Source organism: Phycisphaerae bacterium (genome assembly GCA_035275405.1).
Classification (GTDB): Bacteria; Planctomycetota; Phycisphaerae; order UBA1845; family UTPLA1; genus DATEMU01.
Genome location: DATEMU010000005.1, coordinates 21,464 through 48,292 on the forward strand (window position 1 = coordinate 21,464; position 26,829 = coordinate 48,292).

Genomic DNA, 26,829 nt, shown 5'->3' on the forward strand with positions numbered 1-26,829 from the left:
TTGACGTGCATTCCTCTCTTCGCCTCCTTATCATGTCTGCCTCATAGGCGAGGACATGACGTGAGCGAATCAACCCACTTCATCCAGGACATCATCGCCGAGGACAACCGCACCGGAAAATGGGGCGGTCGGGTCCACACGCGCTTTCCGCCGGAGCCGAACGGGTACCTGCACATCGGCCATGCCAAGAGCATCAACTTGAACTACGGGCTGGCCAAGGAGTTCGGCGGGAAGTTCAACCTGCGCTTCGACGACACGAACCCGGAGAAGGAGGAGCACGAGTACGTCCAGGCGATCATCGAGGATGCCCGCTGGCTGGGGGCGGATTGGGGCGACCGGCTGCTATACGCCAGCGACTACTTTCAGCAGATGTATGACTGGGCGGTCGAGTTGATCAAGAAGGGCAAGGCCTATGTCTGCGACCTGACCGGCGAACAAGCAAAGGAGTATCGCGGCCCGCTGACCAAGCCGGGCAGGAACAGCCCTTTCCGTGATCGACCCGCCGATGAGAATCTCGACCTCTTCGACCGCATGCGCAAGGGCGAATTCCCTGACGGCTCACGGACGCTCCGCGCGAAGATCGACATGGCCAGCGCGAATTTCAATCTGCGCGATCCGATCATGTACCGCATCGTCCACGCCGAGCACCATCGCCAGGGCAACAAGTGGTGCATCTACCCAATGTACGACTGGGCGCACGGCAACGAAGACGCGATCGAGGGGATCACGCACTCGATCTGCACGCTGGAGTTCGAGAACCACCGACCGCTCTACGACTGGTTCCTGGACGCGATCAACGAGGGCCGGACCGACGACGGCAGCGGGCCGTGGGGCAAAAAGATTCCCCACCCGCAGCAGATCGAGTTCGCCCGGCTCTCGCTGACGCATACTCTGATGAGCAAACGGAAGCTGCTGGAGCTGGTCAAGGGCAACTACGTCCGCGGCTGGGATGACCCGCGCCTGCCGACGATCTGCGGTCTGCGGCGGCGCGGGTACACACCGGAGATCATCCGCGCCTTCTGCGCCGACATTGGCGTGGCGAAGTTCAACAGCATGATTGAAGTCGTCCGCCTGGAAAACGCCGCCCGCGACGAGTTGAACAAGACCGCCCCGCGGGTGATGGGCGTCCTCCGCCCGCTCAAGCTCGTGATCGAGAATTATCCTGAGTGCGCATCGGAGGATCTCGACGCGGTCAACAACCCCGAGGATGCCTCCGCCGGCACGCGCAAGGTTCCGTTCTCCCGCGTGCTCTACGTCGAGCGCGACGACTTCCGCGAGGAGCCGCCGAAGGGCTTCTTCCGGTTATTCCCCGGCAACGAGGTGCGGCTGCGGTATGCGTACTACGTCAAGTGCACCGGCGTCGTGAAGGACCCGGCGACCGGCGAGGTGACGGAGCTTCGCTGCACCTACGACCCCGCCACTCGCGGCGGCGACTCGCCGGACGGTCGCAAAGTAAAGGCGACGCTGCACTGGGTCTCGGCCGCGCACGCGATCGACGCGGAGGTGCGGCTGTACGATCACCTCTTCAGCGTTCCCGATCCGACGGACGTGCCCGAGGGCGTCGATTACAAAACGAACCTCAACCCCAACTCGCTGGAAACGCTGACCGGCTGCAAGCTGGAGCCGAGCATCGCGTCCGCCCAGCCCGGCCACCGCTGCCAGTTCGAGCGGCACGGTTACTTCTGCGTGGACCCGGATTCCAAGCCCGGCACGCTCATCTTCAACCGCACCGTTTCGCTCAAGGATACGTGGGCGAAGTTGGAAAAGAAGAAGTGAATCGAGATCAGGGCCAGGATGAAGTGGGGCCGGCGTCCCTGCCCGCCCATTCTGCGGGCATACCCGCTCCAGGCCTTAAGCGGTCGGTGTTTGATGGATACGAACGCTGCCTGCCTCATTGGAGACTAACGGGGGCAACATACTTTGTGACATGGCGCTTGTTCCCCGGCCAGCCAGAGCTTCGTCCAGACGAGAGGAGCTTGGTCGTCTCTGCGTTGGAACATTTCGCTGACGAGCGCTACCAACTCATGGCCTATGTTGTCATGAATGACCACGTCCATGTCTTGGTGCAGCCCTGCGGTGATAATTTACTCGAGGCCATTACCCATTCTTGGAAGTCCTTCACAGCGAACCGCGCACAACGCTCGCACAATAGAAAGGGACGCGTTTGGCAAGATGAGTCGTTCGACCGGATTGTTCGCGATGAAGCGGAGTTCTACCAAAAGCTCTATTACATGCTGAACAATCCATTCAAGCGATGGCCGGAGTTGACGGATTACTCGTGGATGGGCGTTCATGAGATGTTCAAAGACCTATTTGTCGATCGGTCGGGCGGGCAGGGACGCCCGCCCCACTAGCCCTTCGCATATTTTCGCCTTAAGCGTTACAATTCAGCCCTCAACTAACCCCGGAGGAAAAACCATGAAATCGTTCCTGCGTTCGTTCGTCGTCGCCTTGGTCGTCGCTGCCTATTCGACGCCGGCCATTTTCGCCGCGAACAAGCCGGAAAAGATCACCACCGTCGAGGGCATCACCGAGTACCGCCTCGCCAACGGTCTCAAGGTGCTGCTCTTCTCTGACCCGTCCAAGCCGACCGTGACGGTCAACATTACCTACTTCGTCGGCTCGCGGCACGAGGGCTATGGCGAGACGGGAATGGCCCACCTGCTGGAACACATGGTCTTCAAGGGCACGCCGAATCACCCGCAGGTCTGGAAGTCGCTCGAGGACCATGGGGCGAGTTTTAACGGCACGACCTCCTTCGACCGCACGAACTACTTCGAGACGATGGCCGCGACGCCGGAGAACCTGGAATTCGGCCTGAAGCTTGAGGCTGACCGCATGGTCAACAGCCACATCGCCAAGAAAGACCTCGAGTCCGAGTTCAGCGTCGTTCGCAACGAGTTCGAGATGGGCGAGAACAATCCGCTGGCCGTCCTCGAAGAGCGCATCTGGTCCACGGCGTATCTCTGGCACAACTACGGCAAGAGCACGATCGGCTCGCGCGAGGACATCGAGCGCGTGCCCATCGACCGGCTCCAGGCGTTCTACAAGAAATTCTACCAGCCGGACAACGCGATGCTCGTCGTCGCCGGTCAGTTCGACGAGGCCAAGACGCTGGCCCGCATCAACGAAATCTACGGGGCCATCCCCAAGCCGACGCGAGTCCTCGACGCGACGTACACCGTCGAACCCGCGCAGGACGGCGAGCGCGAAGTGACGCTGCAGCGCGTGGGCGACATCCAGGCCATCGGCGCGGCGTATCACATCTGCTCCGGGACACACGAGGACATGCCGGCGCTGGATGTTCTGGCCAACATCATGGATACCACCCAGACAGGCCGTTTGTACAAGGCCCTCATCGAAACCCAGATGGCCACGCAGGTCCGGGCCTCCGCTGAGTCGCTCTTTGACCCCGGTTTGATCTCGTTTTCCGCCCAGGTGGAGGCCGACAAGCCCCTGGAGCCGGTCCGCAAGACGCTGCTGGCCACGATCGACAAGATGACAACGGAGGATGTGACGCGCGAAGAAGTCGAGCGGGCCAAGAACTCATACCTCAAGCAGTTCGAAATGCTCATGGGTGACAGCGGCCGCGTCGGCGTCACGATCTCAAATTGGGCGGCGCAGGGCGACTGGCGGCTGATGTTCCTGTACCGCGACCGCATGAAGAAGGTGACGCCGGAGGATGTCCAGCGCGTCGCGGCGCACTACCTCAAGCCGAGCAATCGCACCGTCGGCGTCTTCCTGCCAACGAAGGAGCCCGAGCGGACCACGGTCCCGCCGCCGCCGGACGTCATCACCATGCTCAAGGACTACAAGGGCGAGACGGCCGTCGCCGCAGGCGAGGCGATCGAAGCGACGCCGATGGCAATTGAAGCGCGGACACAGCGCGGTCAGTTGGCCAACGGGATCAAGACGGCCCTGCTTGCGAAGAAGAGCCGCGGCGATCGTGCCTTTGTGGAATTGGTCCTGCATTACGGCAGCGAATCGACGCTGAAGGGCCGCACCGACGCCGCCGAGTTCATCGCCCCCATGCTGGAACGCGGCACGACCAAGCACACGCGGCGTGAGGTCGCGGACGAATTGGACAAGCTCAAGGCCAACGTTCGCATCGGCAGCGGCGGCGGCGGAGGGGGCCGGCGCGGCGGTCGCATGTTCGGCGCGGGCGGCGGGGCGCTGGGAACGCTCTCCGTATCGATCGAAGCCACGCGCGAGAACCTGCCCAAGGTCATCGCCCTGGTCGGCGAGATGCTCCGCGAGCCCGCCTTCCCGCAGGACGAGTTCGACAAGCTCAAGAAGCAGCGGGTCAGCGGCATCGAGCAGCGCCGCTCGGAGCCTACGATGCAGGCGATGAACGCCCTGCGGCGAAAAACGTCGCCTTACTCGTCCGACGATATCCGCTACGTGCCCACCATTGACGAAGAGATCGAACGGACCAAGGCGGTCAAGCTGGAAGACGTGAAAAAGGTCTATTCCGATCTGGTCGGCGCGAGTTTCGGCGAACTGGCCGCCGTCGGCGCATTTGAGCCGGGCGACTTGACCGGTCAGTTCGACAAGATCCTCGCCGGCTGGAAGAGCCCGAAGCCCTTCGAGCGCGTGGCGATGGCGTATCACGAGATCACGCCAGAGGACGTCATCCTCAAGACGCCCGACAAGGCCATGGCCCTGATCCTGCTGGGCACCACGCTGGAGCTGCGCGACGACGAGCCCGAATACCCCGCCGCGCAGATGGGCAACATGATCCTCGGCCAGGGCGGCGACTCGCGGCTGCTCAATCGTCTGCGGCAGAAGGAAGGCTTCTCCTATTCGGTCAGTTCCGCGCTGAGCGTTCCGTCGCAAGACCGGGCGGGGAGCCTGATGATCTTCGCCAACTGCAATCCGGAAAACGCGGGCCCGGCGATGAAGGCCGCCCAGGAAGAATTGCAAAAATTCCTCAAGGATGGCATCACGCAAAAGGAACTGGACGACGCCAAGAAGGGCTACGCTCAGCAGGTCAAGGTTCAATTATCGCAGGATGGCGCCCTGGCGGGAATGCTCGCGCGGCAGACCTACATCGGCCGCACGATGAAGTTCATGCAGGAGCAGATGGACAAGATCGACGCCCTGAGCGTGGACGACGTGAACTCCGCCGCGCGAAAACACATAAATGCGGACAAGTTCATCAACATCCAGGCGGGCGATTTGCAGGAAGTAACGCCGCCCGCCGCCGAGCCGGCGCCATCAGGAAGCGCGGGATAATGCATCGGCCGCGAATGCGGTTGTGATCATCGCCCGAACTCTTCCGGGTCCTTCGCGAACGACCGTGCCGTGTCGATGCTGATCTTCCCTTCGAGCAGCAGCCGCTTGAGGTCCGCGTCCAGCGGCCACATGCCGTCGCGCCGGCCGCTCTGAATCGCCGAGTCCAGGCCCTCGATCTTGCCCGCGCGAATCGCGCTTCGCACCGCGAAGTTCGCGACCATTACCTCCAGCCCCAGCACCCGTCGCCCGCCCGCGTCCGTGGGCAGCAGATGCTGGGCGATGACGTACCGCAGGCTCATCGAAAGCTGCGTGCGGATGTCGTCGTGCTGCTCCGGCGGAAACAGGTCGATGAGCCGCGAGACCGCCCCCTTGGCGTCCGGCGTGTGCAGCGTCGCGAAGATCAGGTGCCCCGTCTCCGCCGCGGACAGGGCAAGCTGCGCCGTCTCGCGGTCACGAATCTCCCCGACGAGCAGGACGTCCGGGTCCTGCCGCAGACCGTAACGCAGGCCGTCGTAGAAGCTGGGCACGTCGGTGCCGACCTCGCGCTGGGTAACGAGGCTGCCGGTCGTCGGCGGGTAGAGGTATTCGATCGGCTCCTCGATGGTGATGATGCGACAACCGCCGCGCGCGTTGAGAAGCTGGATCAGCGCCGCGATGCTCGTCGTCTTGCCGCTGCCGGTGATGCCGGTCACGAGGACGAGGCCGTTCTTGAGGACGACGATCCGCTCGGCCAGTTCAGCGGGAAAGCCCAGATCGGTGAGGCCCGGAATCTCGCCGGGGATCGCGCGGATGCAAGCCCCGCTCTCCCCGCGCGCCGAAAAGACGTTAACGCGAAACCGCTGCGCCCCCGGTCCCTCGCCGATCTGCATGGCAAAGTCGAGGTCGGTCTGCCCATCGAGCCGCGATTTGACTTCCGGCGGCGCGATCGCGGCGACGAGCGGCAAAACGCCGCCTTTCGGGATCGCGGCCCCGTCCGCCGCCGCCAGTTCGCCATGGATGCGATACATCGGCGGATACCCGGCGACCAGATGCAGGTCGGACGCCTGCATCCCATGCATGTTCGTTAGAAGCTGAGTAAGATTCATTTCCATCGTACTTTTTGCAGCTTTGACAGCGAGGAGGACGCTGTCGAAAGGCCTCCCGTATGATACCTACTACGAAAGATAGGGTCGCAGGATTTTTTTAGAAACCCTCTCTGAATCCGGAAAATGCGGCGATCCGAGCCATAGGCGCGACCTGAGGCAGTCGCTCGCCATTCGAGTGCGCGTGGTATATTCTCTATTATGGTTGAGGAACCCCGTGATCCGGAATTGTTGAGCTACGCCCCGGCCCTAATTAGAAAGCGCAGTTCATTGACCCTTTTGGGTTGGATCGTCATCACGCTGCTGGGTGCGAGCAGCTTGGGGATCGTGCTCCTCGCGTTTCCAACTCAAACGAAGTGTGTATCCCCACGAACATATTGCAGCGCACAACTAAGAGGGATCGGACAAGCATTGTACATCTATGCCCAAGAAAAATCCTCGGGAGCGATGTTTCCAGATGCGGGTTTGGATTGGCAAAAGACCCTTGATGATGCCGGCACGACGGTACCGAAACAGTTTGTTTGCCCCCTCGCAGCCGCAGGGCAGACATCGTACTTCTATGTTCCCGGGTATGGAATCGAATCCGACCCCCGTCAAGTGATCGCATACGAATACCCCCTCCATCGTGGAGACAATGGCGGCCATGCACTGTTCCAAGACGGCCACGTCGAATTCATCAGCGCGCCCAAGTATCAGGCCCTGATCAACTCGCTCAAGCTGCCCGATGGCCGACCGTGGGCGCCGCATCTCGCCGCTAAGAAATGAGCGGGACGATGGGCGCGGGGGCCACCCAATAGTCGGTACAGACTTCTTCGAGCGTCAGGCCGCGCAGCCAAAAATGCCACCGACGAGCGAGGAGATGCTCGGCGCGGGGATGCCGACGAAGCTGATGAACCCGAAGAAGAAATCGAGGAAGCCCTGATAGAAACCGAGGATCGGGCTGACCGCCGAGCAGATGATGTTTGCATCCATGATTTTGCTCTCCTGTGCGAGTGGATGTGAGGGTGCGCCCTCACGGCTTGTTCACTGAAAATATCGGCATTCGCCCGTCATTCATAAAAGCCCAGCGCGATCCATGTCGGCGCGGGTAACGGCTCTTCCGTAACTCTCTCTTTTCCGCCAAGATAGGCGCTCCGCGCAAGAGTTGCCGCCTGCGAGCGCGATCAGCGGCAGCATCGTGGGAATTGGAATTCCGGATGAAAGTCCTCGTCACAGGCGGAGCGGGTTACGTTGGCAGCCACTGCGTCCGCGCCCTCCTGGCCGCCAAACATGACGTCACCGTCCTCGACAACCTCTCCGCCGGTCACGCCGCCGCCGTGCCCAGTGACGCACGGCTCGTCGTCGGCGAGCTGGAGGACATCGATCTGCTCGAGGGCCTTTTCTCGCTCGGCCGCTTCGACGCGGTCATGCACTTCGCGGCGTTCATCGAAGTCGGCGAGTCGGTCCTGCACCCGCTGCGCTTCTACGAAAACAACGTCGGCAATTCGGTCAAACTCCTCTCCGCCATGGAGCAGCACGGCGTTAAGCGGATGGTCTTCAGCTCCACGTGCGCGACCTACGGCGTGCCCGAGCGGATGCCGATCACCGAGGACATGCCGCAGCGGCCGGCCAGCCCCTACGCCCGGGCGAAGCTCGCGGTCGAGTGGGCCCTGGCGGACTCGGCGGCAGCGTGGGGTCTCGGCTACGTCGCCCTGCGCTATTTCAATGCGGCCGGCGCCGCGGCGGATGGCACGATCGGCGAGGACCACCACCCCGAGACGCATCTGATCCCTAATGTGCTGATGGTCGCCTTGGGCCAGCGGCCGCACGTGAAGATCTTCGGGACGGACTACCCGACCCCCGACGGCACCTGCGTCCGCGACTACGTCCACGTCGAGGACCTGGCGGCGGCGCACCTGAAGGCGATCGAGGTCGTCCAGACCGGCGAGGCCCGCGCCTACAACGCGGGCACGGGGCAGGGAGCGACCGTCCGCGAGGTGGTGGAGGTCGCCCGCAAGATCACGGGACATGCCATCCCGGTCGAAGAATCTCCGCGCCGCGAGGGCGATGTGCCGGTCTTGTGTGCGGATTCGACCAAGATTCGCCGGGAACTAGGCTGGGTCCCCCGGTTTGAGACGCTCGAACCCATCGTGGCGAGTGCGTGGGAATGGCATCGCGAGCACCCCAGAGGGTTCGACGACCGGCCGACGCGGTGAGACGGTTGCCAATATCGCCAGGCAACTGCCGGCCTCGAATCGTAACCTATTGTCAAGGCGCGATTTCCCTCGCCGTGGAATGTTACACGGTCATGACGGGCTCCAACTTAGGAACGCGACTATCAGCAAAATGGCAGAATTCGGCGAAACCCGACCGCCCGGGGTGCATCAAAAACGCTGGCGGTCTATAATGGCCGAAACCGGCGGGAACGAGGGAAATACGCCGGCGAGGAACTTTCACTGCCATCATGCGTACAAAGGGTCCGGGCGTCCCGTTCTAAGTAGCGCGGGCCTTGGCCTTCGGTGAGCCGTCAGTAGGTCTTTTTTTAACAGGGAGCGAAGTATGAAACGAGCAGGAATCGTGGCGTTGGCGTTAATCGTCGCGTGTGGCTTGGGCGTGTCGGCCGCATGGGCCGGACCGGGCTGCGGCGCACACAAGGAAGCCAAGACGGCCTCCGCGTCGTCATGCAGCAGCATGATCGGCGATTTTCCGAAGATCGTCATGATGGTCGGCGACGAGACCTACGAGTGCCCGTCGGCCGCGGACAAGGCCGCGAAATCGCACGACGCCAAGATCGTCTATGCCGTCGCCGGCGAGAAGTTCGACTGCAAGGACAAGGCCACCGAGGCCCTGGCCTGTGCGTCGGAATGCTACATCAAGAAGTTCACGACCGTCGCGACCGTGGTCGACGGCCGGGTGATCTTTGCCAGCGACAAGGACTGCAAGAGCACCTGCAGCAGCAAGGGGACGGTCGTCGCGACCAAGACCGACGGCTGCAAATCGAAAGAGACCACCGTCGCGGCCAAGAGCGGCGGTTGCAGCAAGTCGAAGGAGTTGACGCTCGCCAAGGCCTCCGGAAAGGGCTGCTGCCAGTCCGCGGGCGCCTCGGCCTCTGCCTGCTGCAAGTCCAAGGCCCAGACCATGACTCAGGCGCAGATCGACGCCGAAGTGAAGACCGCCAAGGTCGTGAAGTACATGGTCCTCGGCAAGACGTTTGACTGCCCGAAGGAGGCCTCCAAGGCCCGCGACGAGGCCCTCGCCGCGATCAAGACCGTCCACATGAAGTACGTCGTGGACGGCAAGGAAGTCGGCTCGTCCGAGGACGTCTGCCCGATGGCCAAGAAGGCCGGCAAGGTGCAGTACGTCGTGGGCAGCGAGAAGCTGAACTGCGAGACCTCGGCCCGCGTGACGCTGGCCCGGGCGCAATTCGAAGCCGCGAAGAAGGCGGCGGAGAAGATGGTCGCGGCGATGTAAGTCGCTGGATCGTTTTTTTGAATCACTTTGAGAGGCCCGCCCCATTCGGCGGGCCTCTTTCCTTTTCATTAGTCGGTTTTGGTTATAGTGCCCGATAAATGAAAGTCAGAGAAGTCATACGTATGATCGAAGCTGATGGCTGGTATCTCGTCGCCACGCGAGGCAGTCACAGGCAGTACAAACATGCGACAAAGCCCGGTCGAGTGACCGTTCCCGGCAAGCCCGGGGATGATATAATGAAGGGATCTCTCAACAGCATTCTGAAGCAGGCACAACTCAAGGGACCGCCATGAAGCGCTACGGGATCGTGATCGAAAAAGGCCCAAACAACTATTCGGCGTACGTTCCGGATCTGCCTGGATGTGTAGCCACCGGCAATTCGATCGAAGAAGTGGAAGCTGAGATCGCCGAAGCCGTGCGATTTCATCTCGAAGGGCTCGAAGAGGATGGCGTCGCCATCCCGGAGCCGACCAGCCTATGCGAGTACATCGACGCGTAGGAAGCTATTGGCGTCCAACCAATCCTAAAAACTCGTTCTCGCTCAAGACCTTCACCCCCAGCTCCTTCGCCTTGTCCAACTTGCTCCCCGCATCCTCCCCGCACACGAGAAAATCCGTCTTCTTGCTCACGCTGCCCGCCGCCTTTCCGCCCAGTTCCTTGATCAGCTTCTCAATGTCGCCGCGGCTGTACTTCTCCAGCGTCCCGGTCACGACGACCGTCTTACCGGCGAGCGGCTGTGCGCCGCTGGTCCGTCGCTTCGGCTCTTTTATGTTGACGCCGGCGTCGCGCAGGGCCTGCCATGACTTTCGCCCAGACTCGCTGTTAAAGAATTGATGGATCGATGCCGCCAGCTCCGGACCGACGCCCTCGATTTCATCCAATTCGTCCACTGTCGCGCTGGCGATCTTCTCCATGTCCCCGAAATGTTCGGCGAGCAGGTCCGCCGTACTCGAACCGACGTGGCGGATGTTCATTGCCGCCAAGACGCGCGATAGTGGCCGCTTTTTGCTCTCCTCGATTCCGGCCAGCAAGTTGTCTGCTGACTTCTCCCCCATTCGCTCTAATTCCAGCAACTTGTCGCGTTTCTTCGCAAGACCATACAGGTCCGCATATTGATGCACCAACCCGGCATCAACGAGTTGATTCACCAGCACCTCCCCGCCCCCTTCGATATCCATCTGGTCCCGCCCGCAGAAATACCGCAGCCGCTCCTTGAGCTGCGCCTCGCAGGCGGGATTGATGCAGCGGACATAGACGCCGCCCTCGTCCTTGGCGACGTCGCCCTTGCACACTGGGCACTTTGTCGGCGGCTTGATCCGCGCGCCCCGCGGCTTGCCCTCCTTCATGATCTTCAGCACCTGCGGGATGATCTCCCCCGCCTTTTCGACCAGCACCGTATCCCCGATCCGCAGACCGTCGTGCCCCTCGCCCAGCCGTTCGACCTGGTCGAAGTTGTGCAGGCTCGCGTGCCGCACAATCGTCCCCGAAAGCTGCATCGGCTCCATGACCGCCCGCGGGGTGATCGTCCCCAGCTTGCCCACCTGGAAATCAACGGCGAGCAATTGGCTTTCCGCCTGCTCGGCGGCGTACTTGTACGCGATGCACCACCGGGGATAGCGGCTGGTGACTCCCAGAATCGCCCGCTGATCGATACGATTGACCTTGATGACCAGCCCGTCCGTCTCATACTCCAATTCGTGCCGCCGCGGCTCCCACTCCTCGATGAACGCGATGACCGCTTCAATCTCCTTGCAAACGCGATGGTGCGGATTGACCGGCAGGCCCCAGCCGCGAAACGCCTTGAACATCTCATCCCCCGTCTTGAACTCCCGGCCCACGATCTCGCCCGCCCCGTGCGTCACAAACGCCAGCCGCCGGTCGGCGATGGCCCGCGAATCCAGCGATTTGAGTGTCCCGGTCGTGGCGTTCCGCGGATTGGCAAAGGGCTCCTCGCCCTCCTTCTTGCGCCGCTCGTTGTAGGCGTCGAAGGCCTTGCGCGGCCAATAGACCTCTCCGCGGGCCTCGAGCACCTCCGGCCAGCCGCGATCGCGCAGGCTGAGCGGCACCGCGCGAATCGTGCGGATGTTCGCCGTGATATCGTCGCCGGTGCGGCCGTCGCCCCGCGTGGCCGCCAGGACGAGTCGACCCTTCTCGTAGCGCAACGACGCCGAGACGCCATCTACCTTCGGCTCGACGACGTACTCGTAGGGCCGCCCCTCCAGCCCCTTCGCGACGCGCCGATCGAACTCGCGCACCTCCTCTTCCGAGTAGGTGTTGTCGATCGACATCATGGGCAGTGCGTGCCGGACATGCGCGAAGCCCTCCAGCGGCTCGCCGCCCACCCGCTGCGTCGGCGAATCGGGCGTCACGAGCTCCGGATGCGCCGCCTCCAGCTCCTTCAACCGCGCAAAAATCCGGTCGTACTCGCGATCCGAGATCTCCGGTGTGGCATCGACGAAATAGAGGTAATCGTGGCGCCGAATCTGCTCGCGAAGCTGGTCAATCTCTTTGGCAGGACTCACGGCGCAACTCCCGATCAGGCAGTATATAGCGACCCGACTCAATGCATGGATATCCCCCTGTGGCCCGCCAATGATCCCAATATCTTCGCATTTTCATTCTGGTAAGCTCTTCCACGGGGGCCGCCGCCGGTCGTACGCTGAGGGAGAAACCATGCCGACGATCAACACAAGTGATGGCACGCAAATCTTCTACAAGGATTGGGGCAAGGGTTCGCCGGTCGTCTTCAGCCACGGCTGGCCCCTCACCGCCGACGCCTGGGAGGACCAGATGTTCTTCCTGGGCCAGCGCGGCTTTCGCGTCATTGCCCACGATCGCCGCGGCCACGGCCGGTCCAGTCAACCCTGGGACGGCAATGACATGGACACCTACGCCGACGATCTCGCCGCCCTTGTGGAGGTGCTGAACCTGACAAGCGTGGTCCACATCGGCCACAGCACCGGCGGTGGCGAAGTGGCCCGCTACATTGGGCGTCACGGCACGAAGCGCGTGGCCAAGGCCGTGCTGATCGGCGCGGTTCCGCCGCTGATGCTCAAGACTCCGGCCAATCCGGGTGGCCTTCCAAAGGAGACCTTCGACAAAATACGCGCCGGCGTCCTGGCCGACCGTTCGCAATTTTTCAAGGACTTGCCGACGCCCTTCTACGGCGGGAATCGGTCGGGATCAAAGTTCACGGACGGCCTGCGCGATGCGTTCTGGCGCCAGGGGATGCAAGGCGGCTTCAAGGGCATCTTCGATTGCATCAAGGCGTTCTCCGAGACCGACTTTACCGCAGACCTGAAAAAGTTCGACGTTCCGACACTGATCATCCACGGAGACGACGACCAGATCGTGCCCTTCGCCAACTCGGCGCCGCTCTCGGCGAAGCTGATCAAGAACGCCCAGCTCAAGGTCTACCCCGGCGGCAGTCATGGAATCTGCTCGACCGACAAGGACCGTGTAAATGCGGATTTGCTGGACTTCTTGGAGGCTTAGTTGTCCCTGACCACGTACAGCAGGCCGGACTTGCCGTCGGGCGTCGTCGCCCCCTCCTTGATCGACTCGACGAGTTCCAGTCCCGGGATGCCTCCGCCGCCTTGCAGCGTCAGCCGGTAGATGGCGGTCTGGTTAAACCCTGGTCGGAAGTTGAGCCGCTCCTGAATATTGCCCTCGGCGTCGACGCTTTGCTCCGGCGGGTCATAGGAGCGCAGCTCCCCGAACGCCACGCGCTCGAAATTGATGAGCTGCTCGTGCGGCCGAAATGGCACGACAACGTACTTCACGCCTAATTCGTCCAACATCCGCCGCGCCTCGATTGGGTCGCGTTCGGCGTAAAACCGCGCCGCCGCGACGATGCCGTCGATCGCCCGATGATAGGGCGCCGCAACCACCGGCAGGCGCGTGCGATACAGCAGCATCGGCCCCGCCCCTTCATCGCACAGGATCGCCCGACCCGGAGCGACGTCAGGCGCATGTGCAGACTCGTAGGCATTGATCCGGTCCGCGAGGTAGGCCGTTCTGACCGCCTCGGCTCTGGGACTCGGTATTTCCTGCGTCATCACCGCCCACGCGTAGGGGAAACTAACCATGCCCAGTAGAACCGCGGCCACGGCGAGCCTAACGTAGGGCGGGCTCCGCCCGCCGTTCGCCCGCGCATTGCGGTCCACCTTTCTCGCCGTCAAAATCGCGCCGGCAAATTCCCAAATCCCGATCACGGTCACCGAAATCAGCCCGATGTTCACATGATCCAGCCAGCGGCGTTGATAGATCGCCAGCGCGGTCATTCCTAACGCGAGCAGCGCGAGCGTGAGCTTCGCCCCACACGGCAGCGCCTTGCTGCGAACGAAGAACACCAACGTCAAGGGCAGGGCATAAACGGCGTAGCCGAGATGAACATGAAGGGGAAACAGCGACCATTGACCGCCGGCGTGAGTGTAGAGCGGCAGAAGTTCCGCCACGACTTCCCACCATCGCCGCAGTTCGTCTCGTTGGGAATAGCGGAAGATCCTCGCTCGATCAAGAGCGACCCATGCGACGAACGCGACTGCGACGAGTGCAAAGGGGCCCCATCTCCTTACGAGATCCTTGGTCTCATCGCGCGGTGCTTTACCCGAACCCGTCGGCACGAGCAATGCGAGCACGGCCAGCGCAACGTGAAAAAGTCCGATCTTGTCAACTGCCGCCGCTCCAATTTGGCCCGCGTTCTCGACGACGTGTCCGCAAAACACCACACCCAGAACGGCGAGGCTCCACTGCCGCCGGCGCGCCGCCCAAATCGGCCGATCCTCCGGCGATGCGTGAAAGCTGGCAAAGGTCGCGCCGGCCAGGATAGCGGCCCAGACCGCCAGGGCCTGCGCCGCGACCCAGATCGCCAGTCCGATCGCTATCCCACCCATCACCACAGCCGCATGCGAAGGAACCCGCTGTTCGCCGTTGATTCCAAGCCGGGGGACCCACGCTGCAACGCTGACTGCAAAAAGCAATTCCAACAGGCAATGATGATCAGGATGACCAAGTTGAAAGACGCGATGATACGCCGGTGAAAAAACGATCATGCACCCGGCAAGCAGCGCCGGACCCCAGCCGCAGGCTCGACGAATCATCGCCATCATCACCAGGCTGTAGGCCATTCCCAGCCAGACGGGAACCCATGCGGCGGTGCCCGCGAGTCGATCGCTCGTCTGTGAAAGCCCGCCAAACAGCGAATTCGCCGCGACGAGGAGGTAGTCCATTGGCGCAGTCCAGTGCGGGTCGACGCCGTGCGGCCAGTTGACCTGCGAATCGTGTCGAATGATCCTTGGCCCGCCTTCCAGGATCGAGCGCACGCGGACCAGGCGCATAAAATCGTCCGGGTCGACGAACAGTACGCCGCTGGGAGTGAAGATCGCCGGGGCGCGCCGCCATTCCAACCCCACCCCCACCCCGGCGATAGCCAGCGCCGCCAACCATCCGAGCCAGGGACGGAAGAATGCGGCGCGGGGTTCAATGGAGGATGACATCCGCGCAACTTACCCGAAGGGGCCGCGCGCAACAAAAAAGAAAGCGCCGGGCACCGCTAGGGTAACTCGACGCTTTCCGGAGGGGAAAGAAGCCATGCCTCAAACCCGTCTCCTTCGCGACATCAGGCTTAATAGCCTGCTATGGATCCGGCAAACAATCTCCCTTTAGCACTGCGCGTATCCGCAGCCGTGACACTTCATACAACCCTCGCCCATATCGAGGTCGCTGCTGCACTCGGGGCACTTCAGGCGGTAGGTCGAGCCCATGTCGCGCGTTCGCAGACCGAGCTCCGCCAGGCGGCTGCTGGCCGCCAGTGTGATATCGCCGCTGTCGCCGCCATTTCCGTTCTTACCATGGCCGTTTCCGCCGGCCCCGGCTTCGTTTTCTATTTCGCTGGGATCGATCTCGCCGAGGAGCAGCGCCTTCAGGCCATGCCGCTCCTTGGCGCGAACGTAACGCTTCAGGGCCTTCGCCAGGCCGTCGCCCAGCGACATGATCTTCCCGTCGCGTGTGGGGATTTGCAGCGTCGAGCCGATGCCCGAAAGCTGCTTGATGACGTGGTTCAGCGTACCGCCGGCCCGCAGCCACAGGCTGATCATCCGGCAGATCGCCTCCAGATCACTGTTGGCCAGATCGCCGCCCTTGCCGAGTTGCGCGAAGACTTCCATCTCGCGGTGTTCCCGCGGATCGACGGTAATCTGGATGTGCATGTTGCCGAAAGGCGTTTGCTGACGGACGCGGATGCCGCTGGTGATCGCGGGCAATTCTCGCGGTTCCAGGATCGACTGCGTCGGCTTCACCTCGGTGACCCGCTCGCCGAACAAATTCGTCTGCGTGGTAATCCGTTGCGGGATCTCGCTCTTCACGACGACTTCCTCCTGGGGCGGCGGCGACGTCATGGCTTCGTGCTTCTGCTCGGACGTCGAAAGCGCCATCGGCTGACTCGCCCGGCAGCCGTCTCGATACACCGTCACCCCCTTGCACCGCAGGGTATAGCCCAACCGATAAATGGTTTCAACGTCCGCCGGCGTCGCTCCGGTCGGAAAATTGATCGTCTTGCTGATCGACGAATCGCAGTGCTTCTGGAAGGCCGCCTGCATTTGGATGTGCCAGGCCGGCTCAATGTCGTGCGCGCTGACGAACACGCGCTTTACATCCTCGGGGACGGACTCAATATGAGCGAGGGTGCCTTCCTTGGCAATCTGTTCCATCAGTCCCTCGCTGTAAAAGCCGCGGCGCTTTGCCACGCGCTCAAACGTCTCGTTAATTTCGATCATCGGCGCCTTGCCTTCGTCCTGCCCCTTGAGGACGTTGCGGAAAAAGGCCAGGCTGAACATCGGCTCCACGCCCCCGGAACAGTCCGCGATGATGCTGATCGTCCCGGTCGGGGCGACCGTCGTCGCGCAACTGTTTCGCATCGGCCGGTGATACTGCGTGTCCCAGATGCTGTTGGCCCAGTTCGGGAAGTTGCCGCGCTCCAGGGCCAGCTTCTCCGAATAGTTGTGGGACTCATCGTTGAGGAACTTCATGAACCGCTCGCCCCAGGCCACGCCCTCGTCACTGTTGTAGGGGACGCCCAGCTTGTAGAGCGCGTCGGCGAACCCCATGACGCCGAGGCCGATCTTGCGGTTCGCCTTGCAGACGTCGTCGATCTGCGGCAAGGGGTAGTTGTTCGCGTCGATGACGTTGTCGAGGAAGCGGGTCGAGTCGTGCACGCAATTGCGGAGCGCGTCCCAATCCACCTCCGCCTGCGGGGTGCATTCATCCTTGACGAACAGCCCGAGGTTGATGCTGCCGAGGTTGCACGCCTCGTACGGCAGCAACGGCTGCTCGCCGCACGGGTTCGTCGCCTCGATCCGCCCCACGTGCGGCGTCGGGTTGGCCTCGTTAATCCGGTCGATAAACACGACGCCGGGTTCGCCCGTCTGCCAGGCGTGCTTGATGATGATGTCCCAGATGTCGCGGCGCGTGTAAACCGGCGTCTTGCCGTCGTAACGCGACGCGACGATCAGATCCTTCACCGTGTACGTGCCGATGGTGACGTCCTTGGGGACGAGAAATTCCTGCCCGTTGCGCGGGTTGCGCGTCACGTGCGGGGCGTCCGGTTCGCGGAGGAAACCCTCCATCCACTCGTCGGTGATCTTCACGGAGATGTTGTAATTCGTGAACTGGCCGAGGTCCTGCTTGGCGTAAAGGAACTTCACGATGTCGGGATGATGGACATACATCATACCCATGTTCGCCCCGCGGCGAAACGCCCCTTGCTGAATGGCGTTCGTCGCCTCGCTGAAAGCCCGCCAGAACGAGATCGGCCCGCTCGTCGTCCCGCCGCTCGACTTGATGTAATCCCCGGTCGGACGCAGCGCGTCGAACGCAAAACCCGTGCCCCCGCCGGCCTTTTGAATCAGGGCCGTGTGCTTGATCGAATCGAAAATCCCCTCGATCGAATCCGGCACCGGCAGAACAAAACAGGCGCTCAGCATCCCCATCGATCGACCGGCGTTCATTAGGGTCGGGCTATTGGGGACGAACTCGCGCGAGGTCATCAACCGCTTAAACTTCGCCTTCCACTCGTTGCGGCAACCCGGAGTGCCCCCATAAGAAATCTCGACATCGGCAATCACACGGGCCACGCGCTCGAAAAGGTCGTCCGGCGTCTCGGTCGGACGGCCGGATTCATCCTTTTCCAAATAACGCGCGCGCAGAACCCGCAGGGCGTTATCCGTCAGTCCCTGCGCGTCGCGGCGGGCAGAGACTTCGACATCCGTGTCGAATCCAACCATTCGATCCGTCAACGCCGTGGCCATGGCTCCACCAGACTCCTGTTCGCCGTCCGCCCGAGGCGGGTCGGCTGCGCCAACTCGCGGCGATGCGCCACGAGGCTCGATCCCTGCCGCGAGAACGGGTTCGAGCCAGACCGGTCCGAATCGCAAAACGAAGCCCCGAGCGGAGGCCTTACTGCCTAGTCCATTGGCGGCCCCGCTGCCGGGTTCGATCCGTTAGCAATTTCGGGTCGTCCTCAACTGAGTCTTGAGGACAATTGCTTTAATACCCCAACATCTTGTGTGTGTCAACAAATTCTTCACAAAATATTGTAGTTCCCTAACCTTCGGGAGGCTATTCTCTTAGCATGAAAAACCCGAGTTTTCGAGCATCCATAGCATCAATTTGTGCAACCCTCGACGGCTCATCAGCTTGCGGCGAAAGCGGGTGCATCGGCCTCAAAAAAAGCGCAATTTTTTCCCCCTTGGTGTCCAAGAGAGGGGCCGGCATCACCCTCTGCGGGACAAAAGTGATTACGATCGAGAGCATTCGTCGCTGGTTCCGCAGCGGCATGGAGGGCACAGGTTGACTCAAGCTCTACTGATGTTGGCATGCCTGGGCGGGGGCTTGGCCTTGGGCTGGTACATCGGCGTCTTGCGCGGCCGCTCGGCGGTCGCGGGTGAGGCGGCGGCGCTCAACGAAGTGCGCGGCCAGATCGCCGCCAAGGACGCGGAGCTGGCGGCCATTCGCCGGACGCTCGAAATCGAAAAAGTCGCCGGTGCGGAATCGCGGGCGCGGCTGGAATCGGCCCGCGAACATTTCGCAGAGCAGCGCAGACAAATCGACGAGATGCAGACCAGGGTCAAGGAGACCTTTGGGGCCCTGTCGGCGACCGCGCTCAAGAGCAACAATGAGCAGTTCCTGACGCTCGCCGAGACGCGGCTCAAGCCGGTCCGCGAATTGATGGAGCGCTACGAAAAGCAGATCAAAGACCTGGAAGAGGCACGGGCCAAGGCGTACGGCGGTCTCTCCGAGCGGCTGGATGACATGAAGCAGGGGGCCGAGGCGCTCAAGTCGCAGGCGACGCAGCTTGTCGCCGCGCTCCGCTCACCCGGAGCCAAGGGCAAATGGGGCGAAGTCACACTCCAGCGGATCGTCGAACTCGCCGGCCTCACCGAGCACTGTGATTTCGCCACGCAGGTCTCGACCGACAGCGGCCGCCGGCCCGATCTCGTCGTCAAGCTGCCCGGCGGTCGGATGCTGGCGATCGACGCCAAGGTCAATACCTCCGCATACCTCGATGCCATCAACCACGCGGACGAGGCCGGTCGGCGCGCGCACCTCACGCGGTTCACGACCGAGGTGCGCACGACGCTGCGCTGCCTCTCCGGCAAGGAATACTGGAAGCAGTTCACACCTTCGCCGGAATTTGTGGTGATGTTCATGCCCGGCGAGGCGTTTTTTGCGGCGGCGCTGTCGGCCGACCCGGACTTGCTCGTGCAGGGGATTTCGAGCGGCGTCCTGCTCGCGTCGCCGACGACGCTCATCGCCCTGCTCATGGCCGTCCGACACGGCTGGCAGCAGCAGCAAGTCGCCGACAATGCCCAGCGAATCGCCGATGCCGGGCGCGAATTGTACGACCGGCTGTGCGGATTCGCCGGTTATCTCGACGATGTTCGCGGGGGGATTCAGAAGGCCGCCGACTCCTACAACAAGGCCGTCGGCAACTGGTCGGGCCGCACGCTTCCGAGCGCGAAGAAACTCAAGGACCTCGGCGCGACGGAGACGGGGAAGGAAATCCCCGAGGCTGATCTCATCGATGTTTCTCTTCGTGCAGTCCCCCGGATCGAAGAGCACGAAGAAAATCAGGCCCGCTTGGTCGGTTAATCAGCGGCCAAGGCTCGGCGGGAGCCTCCTATCCTTAGCTCACCTTTGCCCCTGGGCCAATCTCCGCCATCGGCGTCAGCAAAATCACCTGCGACCGATCCTCATTGGACGCGGCGAGCAGCATGCCCTGGCTCGTCTCGCCGCGCATGGTCCGGGGGGCGAGATTCTTGACCACGACGATCGACCTGCCGACCAGTTGTTCCGGCTCGTAATAGCCGCGGATCCCCGCGACGATCTGCCGCTGCTCCGTCCCCAGGTCGATCTGCAGCACGAGCAGCTTGTCCGCGTTCGGGTGCGGTCGGGCTTCCAGGATTCTCGCCACCCGGAGATCGATCTTGCAGAAATCATCAAAGGTAATCGTATCTGTTGTCGTTGGCGTGTCGCTCATGGTTCATCCTCCGCGAACGCTAAACCTTATGGCAGGACCGGCGTCATGACAATCGGGCGGCGCGCGATCCACCGCCCCTTGTTCGTACAATAATCTCAATCTTAAGGGCTAGCCCGTGAACGGGGAATCAGTTGGCGGAAGCCGTTGGCCCGCGGTCGAGCACCTGCACGGTCGCACTGCCGCGATACTCGATGTTGTCAGGCGTTACGATAAGCACCGAAATGCGATGCAGCCCCGGGGACTCCAGAATCTTTACGCCGCGCTGCTCATCGCCGATCCACACGCCGTTGTCCATCCACAGGAAATCGGCGCCGTTGGTCAGGTCCGCGGGAAGGTCGGCGCTGTAGGCCAGGTAATGCGGGCTGGTTCCGATGGCCGGCCCGCCAAGTCGGACGTTGACCCGCCGTGCCCGCGGCGCTTGCGCTCGCGCCGGTGAACCGCCATCCAGGGTCGGATCATTTGCCGCTGGGGGTCGCCCAATGGACTTTGCCGCGCTGGCCGGCGATTTGGCGGCCACCGGAGAAACGTACGAACGGCCGCCCGCGCTGCTCGGCGAGAACGACTTGCGCGGGGTGTTCGATGCCAGTGTCGGCGAGGGGGACGCCATGCCGGGACGAGGATTCGCCTTTTCATCACTGGCCGCCGGCTGACCGGTGGATTTCGATCCCTCTGACGGTGGGCGACTCGACGAGGCGAGCCCCCGATCCGCGGGATTGCGCGGCGACGGTGTCTTGGAGGGTGGGCGGGATCCAGGTGCCGCCTCCTTGACGGCCGGCGGCGCTTGAGTCTGGCTCAACCAGTTTCCACGTTGATTGGACGGAGCCTTTTGCTGCGATGGCGGTACCGAAGCCGATTCGGGGAGCCCTTCCCCGCCGGGGAGGGGATCGTACGCAGGCCGGCGATCGAACGGATACCGCTTTCCCGCTGAGGAGTTGGCATATGCTGTCGTTCGCGCGGGCGGGCTGGTCGGCGAACGGGCGACGGTTTCGCCGCGTGTCGGCGGCACTACCGCGGGGGTGAGCGGCGGCGAGTTTCGGCGCGAGGTCCGGTCCGTCCGCACCATCGCCGTTCCCATCACCTCCGGCGAGATGGGCGGTGAGAACCTCGCGATCATCTCCTGCGCCGGATAATATTCGGTCATCTGCACCTGCGCCACCGTCTGCGCCGCCTCCAGCGGGCGCAAGGGCTCGATGCCCTCCTGCTCGGCAAAGAAAGCGGCGGCAGTCTGCGGGATGCGCCGATGCCCCATGGCATCGATCATCTTGCCGCGCACCGTTCGGAAGCCCCGCGCCGTGTACCACGCGACCGCTTCCTCGCTCTCCGACTTGCACGCCGGGAAGTCGCCGTCGCCGATGAAAATGGCCACCGGCATCCGGTTGCGATAGAACGGGACCGTTTCCTCCGCCAGCAGCTTGGCCGAAAAGTTCGACAGGCGCGTCGCGATGCATGAGAACCGGTCCGGGAAGCGGTTCGGGAAATAGTGGGCGAAATATCCGCCGCACGACCAGCTCGTGGCCAACACTCGCCGAGGATCTGCCAACGTCGTCGCAAAGACGTGATCCATGATGGCGATGACGCTTTTCTTATCTTCCAGAACATAACCGTGCTCGCGCGTCAGCGGATACTCCATAAATGAATCGCACGTTTCCAGCTCCGGTGCGCAAACGATGTATCCGTAGATGTCGGCCTGCTTCTCCCATTCCCGCTCCTGCGGCCGCGCGTTGTCGTAGGGCTTCATCCCGTGAAAAGTCATCACCAGCGGCCAGCGCTCCATTCGCGGGTCCGGATGGCGCCCGTTGTTCTTGACGTAATCGACCGGCAGGTAGAGGTGGTACCATGCCTTCGTCGTGGGTTCCTGAACGTGCGAATAAAGACCTTCGCCCCGGGGCTGGGGGACGGCGCAGCCGGACGAAAGTCCCAGGCCCGATCCCACCAGCGCGAGCACGAAAAATCCGGTCTTGTGCATCAGAAATCTGGTCCGAAAAGTCCGCCCCACGTTAACAGGTCTTTCTCCTGATCTATCGGCTCCGCCGTCAATATGAACGTATGATCCATGGCCGGGTCAGGATGTACCATCTTGCGCCGGTATGAGCAAACAACAGGCTGCCAATAAGGCAATCCGAACATCCAGGGGGTTTTTCCCGGACCGTTGACCCCAAAAAAAATCCCGCGGCCGCGCTTATGGGGCGAGGGATGGCCCGTTGTCCGGGCCTGTCCAACCCCGAAATTATAGAACTTTTTCCGTCGCAATACCAGCCGCCCATATCGCTCAAAAATCCCGTTAAGCTCTTTTTATAAGAGGCAGGGTCCCCGGGAACCGAGGCTATGCAACCATTCTTATCCGCATCTCGTCTCCCAGCGGCTTCTTCGCGACGCCTGACACGACTCCCTTTTTTTCTTCTGGTCCTGCTCGCGGCCGTTGTCGTTTATCTCCCTGCCCTCCGCGCTGAGTTTCTTATTCTCGACGATTCGTCGTACGTGACCGGCCATCCCTACATCCTCTATCCAAGTTGGCGGAATCTGGCTGCTTTTTTCACCGAAGTCCTCAAGCCGTCAGTGGTGGCGGGTTACTACCAGCCTCTCACCATGGCCTCCCTGATGCTGGATCGCGTCATAGAGGCCCGGCTGGCGGGCGCTTTGGCGTCACGAATCGATCCGTCGGTATTTCATCTCACCAATGTCCTGCTGCACAGCCTCTGCGCCGGCCTGGTGTTTGTTCTTGTACTCGAAGTAACGACCCATCGATGGGCGGCATTCCTTTGCGGGCTCGTCTTCGCCGTTCATCCCCTGAACGTCGAAGTCGTCGCCTGGATCAGCCAGCGCAAGGCGTTGCTCTCCACGCTGTTCGCCCTGTGCATGTTGCTGGCTTACCTGAGGTACGCTGCGACGCATCGATCGGTTTGGTATGTTCTCACAATTCTGTCCTTCATTTTCGGCCTGCTTTCCAAGCCGACAGGGCTTTTGCTGCCGCTGGTGCTTCTGCTGCTCGACGTCTGGCCGCTGCGCCGCTGGTCACGCCGAGCCGTCTTGGAAAAACTCCCGCTCCTTGGCCTTGCAATGGTGGGCGGTTGGATCGCCTACGAATCCCAAACGTCCACCGTCGATCTCACGGACGCCGGACACCATCGCGGCCTCTTACTGACCGCCCTGATCGCCGGTCACAACCTTGTCTTTTATCTGGCCAAGATCGTCCTGCCGATTCGGCTCTGCCCGCAATACATCCTGCCGCCGGAATATGAAATTACCGCGCTGAACTGGCCTTTTGCCGCGGGCCTCGTTTTCACCACCGCCTTGGCGCTGATCGGCTACTTTGCCTATCGAAGACGCCATGACGCCGTATGGACCATGCTCGTTGCGTTTGTCCTCCTCCTCGGACCCACGCTCGGTCCGGTCCGCTTCACCGGCACCATCGCCGCCGATCGTTTCGTCTATCTCCCCATGATCGCCGTGCTGATCCTGGCGGGCCACCTCGCCGCGCGGTGCGCAAGAGAGGTGCAACGGTTTATTTTCGCGTGCGCGATCGTCGTCCTCGTCGTGTTCGCGGCGGCGACCTGGCGACAGCAGGCCGTCTGGCAAAACAGTGCTTCCTTTTACCAGGCCGTCATTGCCCGCTTTCCCGACTCGCCCGGCGGATACTACGGTCTGGGCAATGCTTATCTCGACAAATACGATGAATCGCTCAGCCCCCGCGCCGGCACGGAAGGCGCCGACGGGCGGGATTGGATCGACCAGGCGCTGCAAGCGCACCGGAAGGCCGTCGCGATCGATCCCTTGTACGCGCGATCTTATTATCGCGTCGGGCATATCCTGATCGTTCAGGGGCATACCGCCGAAGGCATCGACGTGATCAAAAAGGGCCTGAGTCTGCCGCGCGCCGACCCCGAGGGACACTTTTTCCTCGCCCTCGCCTACACCCATGTCGGAGCGTATGCGGAATCCATCCCGCACTACCAGGCGTGTCTCGCCCAGCGCGCTTCGTGGATCGAAGTCCACCGCAACCTCGCCAATGCCCTGCTCCGCACGGGACGTGCCGCCGAGGCCCTTCCCCATTACCAACGCTTGTACGAACTGAACCCCGCCGACCTGGACGGCCGGCAGAACTGGGCCGTCGCGCGGATTGCCGTCGGCGATGCGCAGGGCGCGATCAAAATTCTGCAGGACGTTATCGCGGTGCGCGCGTCGCTCGTGATCCACCTATCCGACGATCGTCAGGCCGCACAAGCGTCCAACCTGGCCGATGCGCGCTACACGCTGGCCGGGGCCCTGGCGATCGTCGGCGATCTCCCCGCCGCGATGGAAAACCTCCGGCTCGCCCTGCAAGAAAAGCCTGAGCTCCTGGAACAAGCCGAGAAGAACCGCGCATTTGATTCGTTGAAGGACACCGACGACTGGCGAAACCTCCGCGCCCCGGCGCCCCCGAAATGACTATCGACCTCGGGCGCCGTCGTTTCCACCATTGGCCGCCGTCGGCGCATCCGTACCGGCCAACGTCCCCTCCGGCTTGCCCCCGATGGACACTTTGAACTCCTGGCGAACCGTCTTCACCTCATCGCCTGAACGAAAACTATAAACGGCTTCGCCTTTCAGCGTCCCGCGCGGCGTCTTCGATTTGCTTGTCAGTTCGACCAAGAAGCTGATGGTCCGCGCCTCGCTGCCCGACGCCGGATTCGCCTTGGGAAACTCCAGGTACGCTCGCTCGGGCCGCGCCGACTTGGATTTTTCAAACCAGATGCGAAGGGGAGCCTTCCCGTCCTCCCACTGCACGCCGCTGGGCCGAAGCGTCACATGAACCTCTGCCTTGTTCGCGTGCTTGGCGTCCGCGGCGCGCACCACGGTCGTCTCGATCATCATCTGGCCACCGTGGTCCGAGGGGTGTTTGCCCTTTGTGGGCGCTGCGTTTTTCGAGCCTCGTACCGGGCCGGCGCTCAACTCCATCGCCAGCGGCTCGTTCTCCAGTGCGATGGGTTGCTGACCGCGCCGCGCCAGGTCTTGTCGCGCCGCCAGTATCCATTCATAAGAGGGGCGGCTGTCCTCGATGGCCGGGCCGTATTGCTGCAATCGCTGTCGAAAGATCGCGTTCGTCGGTGCAAAGCGAACGGCCTGGGACCAGGCATCGACCGCCGCCTGAAAATCATCCGGTTGACGCTCCTCCCGCTCGTACCGGATGCGGTAGGCGACGCCGAGTCGAAAGAGCGACCACGCCTCCTTGGGATCGATCGCGATCACCTCGCGATACACCTTGATGGCTTCGTCGATCTGGGGCGGAAGGCCCGACAGGACTAACGCGTCGGCATGCGCCCGCGACGCCGACGGCTCCCGCGCCTCTTCCGCCGTACGCCGCGTCACCCGCGGGTCCGGAAGCTCCGCCTCTTCCGGTTTGGGGATGTTTTTCTTCTTCGACTTCTTGTTAATGAAGGTCTTTTCAATCTTGTCGAGCGACGGCTGAATCGCGCGCACCACGCCCTCCTCGTCGATCGCCACCACCATCGGCAATTCGGTAACGAGCGACAGATCGAGCGGATCGTGAAGAATCGGCCCGGTCAGCCCCCGCCATTGCGCAAAGAGCCGGCCCCGGTCGGCATGCTGTTCATGATCAACTCCTAGAACGACCACTTTTTTCGCGGCGACGTGCGTCCTGGTCCGCTCGAACCACGCCGAAACCGGTTCCCGGCTCGCCTCGCACCACGAAGCAAAATGGACCAACAGCACCTTCTGCCCGCGCAGCGCGTCCAGCGAAACCGGCCGGTCGCGCTCGATCGTCCACAGGGCAAGGGGCGGATGAGGTCGGCCGACCTTCAGCGTCTCGAGCGGCGGACCCGCCGACGATGACATCGTGGGCAAGGTCAAAAAGGCCGCCAACGCCGCCGAAAGGGCTCTAAAGGCCGTTCTGGGGATTACCCGTACCGTTGCCCATCGAACTAGACTGAGGCCGGTGTTTTTTCCAGATGCGTTGAGGATGCCGTGCTCCATCGCGAAGCCTCAGGGCGGGCTGGCCCCATCCGCCGAGGGGCTATTGTAACACCAACCGTCGGAATTGCGGTTGTGCGGAATACTGCACTTGGGATTGATGCGATGCGCAGGCCGGGGCCCTGCCCGAGGTCATGGCCAGCGGAAATGGACATGGGGGAAACTGGGGCGGGCCCGCGGCACTTTCTTCAGAAAATGGAGGGCGCGGCTGCAAAGGAGGGGGAGCCTTTGAAACCGCGCCGTTTCCCGTACCGTCACGCGACCGCCCCGGGCTCCGGATTCCCGGGCGCGGGTCGCGTGCGATGTCAGGTCCAACTAGCGACGCAGCAATCTCCTGCGTCTAATGAGAGCCTCATACCTCAACTTTCAAGCCAGCCGATCTACTGCCCGATCGGGAAAATCCCGTCTGACTGGGGGCGCATACCAAGAGAGTCGGAGACATGCCGGGTTTCGACCGGCGGCTCGGACACTATCTCATCACCCCAACGCGCAGCCTCCCAAAAGCGCGTCGCTCTAGGGTCATATAGACAAATGCGCGCGCCGCGCTCGGACTTTTTG

19 protein-coding genes are annotated in these 26,829 nt (G+C 62.4%); 11 read left to right on the plus strand and 8 right to left on the minus strand.

Annotation, left to right across the window (positions count from 1 at the left end; translation table 11 throughout):
* Positions 1 to 60: 60 nt before the first annotated feature.
* The 3 genes from VJZ71_07930 to VJZ71_07940 all read left to right on the plus strand — a co-directional run bounded on the left by VJZ71_07930 (position 61) and on the right by VJZ71_07940 (position 5,235).
* A complete protein-coding gene (locus VJZ71_07930) occupies positions 61 to 1,776 on the plus strand; it encodes a glutamine--tRNA ligase/YqeY domain fusion protein (protein ID HKQ47980.1) in 1,716 nt (571 codons plus the stop codon).
* Between the two features lie 200 nt (positions 1,777 to 1,976).
* Positions 1,977 to 2,354 (plus strand): transposase, encoded by a 378-nt coding sequence (locus VJZ71_07935; protein HKQ47981.1) that lies wholly within the window; start codon positions 1,977 to 1,979, stop codon positions 2,352 to 2,354.
* 64 nt (positions 2,355 to 2,418) lie between these two features.
* The gene (locus tag VJZ71_07940; GenBank protein HKQ47982.1) at positions 2,419 to 5,235 is read left to right on the plus strand and encodes a pitrilysin family protein; all 2,817 of its coding nucleotides are present in this window, start codon (positions 2,419 to 2,421) and stop codon (positions 5,233 to 5,235) included.
* A gap of 26 nt (positions 5,236 to 5,261) precedes the next feature.
* On the opposite strand, the gene VJZ71_07945 is transcribed toward VJZ71_07940, so the two are convergent.
* Complete coding sequence (locus VJZ71_07945; GenBank protein HKQ47983.1) at positions 5,262 to 6,320, minus strand: PilT/PilU family type 4a pilus ATPase; 1,059 nt, start codon at positions 6,318 to 6,320, stop codon at positions 5,262 to 5,264.
* A 198-nt stretch (positions 6,321 to 6,518) separates the two neighbouring features.
* Between VJZ71_07945 and VJZ71_07950 the strand changes: the two genes are divergently transcribed.
* Positions 6,519 to 7,082: a hypothetical protein gene (locus VJZ71_07950; protein HKQ47984.1), complete on the plus strand. Its 564-nt coding sequence runs from the start codon at positions 6,519 to 6,521 to the stop codon at positions 7,080 to 7,082.
* 54 nt (positions 7,083 to 7,136) lie between these two features.
* Here the strand turns inward: VJZ71_07950 and VJZ71_07955 are convergent, their stop codons facing one another.
* Positions 7,137 to 7,289 (minus strand): hypothetical protein, encoded by a 153-nt coding sequence (locus tag VJZ71_07955; GenBank protein HKQ47985.1) that lies wholly within the window; start codon positions 7,287 to 7,289, stop codon positions 7,137 to 7,139.
* Positions 7,290 to 7,513: 224 nt separating this feature from the next.
* On the opposite strand from VJZ71_07955, the gene galE reads away from it, so the two are divergent.
* The 4 genes from galE to VJZ71_07975 all read left to right on the plus strand — a co-directional run bounded on the left by galE (position 7,514) and on the right by VJZ71_07975 (position 10,266).
* A complete protein-coding gene (galE, locus tag VJZ71_07960) occupies positions 7,514 to 8,512 on the plus strand; it encodes a UDP-glucose 4-epimerase GalE (protein HKQ47986.1) in 999 nt (332 codons plus the stop codon).
* 343 nt (positions 8,513 to 8,855) lie between these two features.
* A complete protein-coding gene (locus VJZ71_07965; GenBank protein ID HKQ47987.1) occupies positions 8,856 to 9,767 on the plus strand; it encodes a hypothetical protein in 912 nt (303 codons plus the stop codon).
* Positions 9,768 to 9,865: 98 nt separating this feature from the next.
* Positions 9,866 to 10,060: a type II toxin-antitoxin system HicA family toxin gene (locus VJZ71_07970; protein HKQ47988.1), complete on the plus strand. Its 195-nt coding sequence runs from the start codon at positions 9,866 to 9,868 to the stop codon at positions 10,058 to 10,060.
* Complete coding sequence (locus VJZ71_07975; protein HKQ47989.1) at positions 10,057 to 10,266, plus strand: type II toxin-antitoxin system HicB family antitoxin; 210 nt, start codon at positions 10,057 to 10,059, stop codon at positions 10,264 to 10,266. The genes VJZ71_07970 and VJZ71_07975 overlap by 4 nt, the downstream gene beginning before the upstream one ends.
* A gap of 4 nt (positions 10,267 to 10,270) precedes the next feature.
* On the opposite strand, the gene ligA is transcribed toward VJZ71_07975, so the two are convergent.
* Complete coding sequence (ligA, locus tag VJZ71_07980; GenBank protein HKQ47990.1) at positions 10,271 to 12,289, minus strand: NAD-dependent DNA ligase LigA; 2,019 nt, start codon at positions 12,287 to 12,289, stop codon at positions 10,271 to 10,273.
* A gap of 151 nt (positions 12,290 to 12,440) precedes the next feature.
* On the opposite strand from ligA, the gene VJZ71_07985 reads away from it, so the two are divergent.
* A complete protein-coding gene (locus tag VJZ71_07985) occupies positions 12,441 to 13,262 on the plus strand; it encodes an alpha/beta hydrolase (protein HKQ47991.1) in 822 nt (273 codons plus the stop codon).
* On the opposite strand, the gene VJZ71_07990 is transcribed toward VJZ71_07985, so the two are convergent.
* Positions 13,259 to 15,265: a hypothetical protein gene (locus VJZ71_07990; GenBank protein HKQ47992.1), complete on the minus strand. Its 2,007-nt coding sequence runs from the start codon at positions 15,263 to 15,265 to the stop codon at positions 13,259 to 13,261. The genes VJZ71_07985 and VJZ71_07990 overlap by 4 nt on opposite strands.
* 165 nt (positions 15,266 to 15,430) lie before the next feature.
* Positions 15,431 to 18,073 carry a vitamin B12-dependent ribonucleotide reductase gene (locus VJZ71_07995; protein ID HKQ47993.1) on the minus strand — a complete coding sequence of 881 codons (2,643 nt, stop codon included), beginning with the start codon at positions 18,071 to 18,073 and terminating at the stop codon, positions 15,431 to 15,433.
* A gap of 541 nt (positions 18,074 to 18,614) precedes the next feature.
* Between VJZ71_07995 and rmuC the strand changes: the two genes are divergently transcribed.
* Positions 18,615 to 19,916: a DNA recombination protein RmuC gene (gene rmuC, locus VJZ71_08000; GenBank protein ID HKQ47994.1), complete on the plus strand. Its 1,302-nt coding sequence runs from the start codon at positions 18,615 to 18,617 to the stop codon at positions 19,914 to 19,916.
* Between the two features lie 34 nt (positions 19,917 to 19,950).
* Here rmuC and metG read toward each other — a convergent pair whose 3' ends face one another.
* Positions 19,951 to 20,304 carry a methionine--tRNA ligase subunit beta gene (gene metG / locus VJZ71_08005; GenBank protein ID HKQ47995.1) on the minus strand — a complete coding sequence of 118 codons (354 nt, stop codon included), beginning with the start codon at positions 20,302 to 20,304 and terminating at the stop codon, positions 19,951 to 19,953.
* A gap of 127 nt (positions 20,305 to 20,431) precedes the next feature.
* The gene (locus tag VJZ71_08010; protein HKQ47996.1) at positions 20,432 to 22,270 is read right to left on the minus strand and encodes a hypothetical protein; all 1,839 of its coding nucleotides are present in this window, start codon (positions 22,268 to 22,270) and stop codon (positions 20,432 to 20,434) included.
* 359 nt (positions 22,271 to 22,629) lie between these two features.
* On the opposite strand from VJZ71_08010, the gene VJZ71_08015 reads away from it, so the two are divergent.
* Complete coding sequence (locus tag VJZ71_08015; GenBank protein ID HKQ47997.1) at positions 22,630 to 24,729, plus strand: tetratricopeptide repeat protein; 2,100 nt, start codon at positions 22,630 to 22,632, stop codon at positions 24,727 to 24,729.
* Here VJZ71_08015 and VJZ71_08020 read toward each other — a convergent pair whose 3' ends face one another.
* Entirely contained in the window at positions 24,730 to 26,136 is a 1,407-nt protein-coding gene (locus tag VJZ71_08020) for a tetratricopeptide repeat protein (protein HKQ47998.1), read from the minus strand.
* Between the last annotated feature and the right edge of the window lie 693 nt (positions 26,137 to 26,829).

Excerpts from the sequence above, each read along its gene's own strand:
- VJZ71_07945 (HKQ47983.1), bottom strand. The coding sequence starts at position 6,320 with ATGAATCTTACTCAGCTTCTAACGAACATGCATGGGATGCAGGCGTCC.
- VJZ71_07970 (HKQ47988.1), top strand. The coding sequence starts at position 9,866 with ATGAAAGTCAGAGAAGTCATACGTATGATCGAAGCTGATGGCTGGTAT.
- VJZ71_07940 (HKQ47982.1), top strand. The coding sequence starts at position 2,419 with ATGAAATCGTTCCTGCGTTCGTTCGTCGTCGCCTTGGTCGTCGCTGCC.
- VJZ71_07990 (HKQ47992.1), bottom strand. The coding sequence starts at position 15,265 with ATGTCATCCTCCATTGAACCCCGCGCCGCATTCTTCCGTCCCTGGCTC.
- VJZ71_07985 (HKQ47991.1), top strand. The coding sequence starts at position 12,441 with ATGCCGACGATCAACACAAGTGATGGCACGCAAATCTTCTACAAGGAT.
- VJZ71_08010 (HKQ47996.1), bottom strand. The coding sequence starts at position 22,270 with ATGCACAAGACCGGATTTTTCGTGCTCGCGCTGGTGGGATCGGGCCTG.
- VJZ71_07950 (HKQ47984.1), top strand. The coding sequence starts at position 6,519 with ATGGTTGAGGAACCCCGTGATCCGGAATTGTTGAGCTACGCCCCGGCC.
- VJZ71_07995 (HKQ47993.1), bottom strand. The coding sequence starts at position 18,073 with ATGGCCACGGCGTTGACGGATCGAATGGTTGGATTCGACACGGATGTC.
- metG (HKQ47995.1), bottom strand. The coding sequence starts at position 20,304 with ATGAGCGACACGCCAACGACAACAGATACGATTACCTTTGATGATTTC.
- VJZ71_07975 (HKQ47989.1), top strand. The coding sequence starts at position 10,057 with ATGAAGCGCTACGGGATCGTGATCGAAAAAGGCCCAAACAACTATTCG.
- galE (HKQ47986.1), top strand. The coding sequence starts at position 7,514 with ATGAAAGTCCTCGTCACAGGCGGAGCGGGTTACGTTGGCAGCCACTGC.
- VJZ71_07955 (HKQ47985.1), bottom strand. The coding sequence starts at position 7,289 with ATGGATGCAAACATCATCTGCTCGGCGGTCAGCCCGATCCTCGGTTTC.
- VJZ71_07965 (HKQ47987.1), top strand. The coding sequence starts at position 8,856 with ATGAAACGAGCAGGAATCGTGGCGTTGGCGTTAATCGTCGCGTGTGGC.
- VJZ71_08020 (HKQ47998.1), bottom strand. The coding sequence starts at position 26,136 with ATGTCATCGTCGGCGGGTCCGCCGCTCGAGACGCTGAAGGTCGGCCGA.
- VJZ71_08015 (HKQ47997.1), top strand. The coding sequence starts at position 22,630 with ATGCAACCATTCTTATCCGCATCTCGTCTCCCAGCGGCTTCTTCGCGA.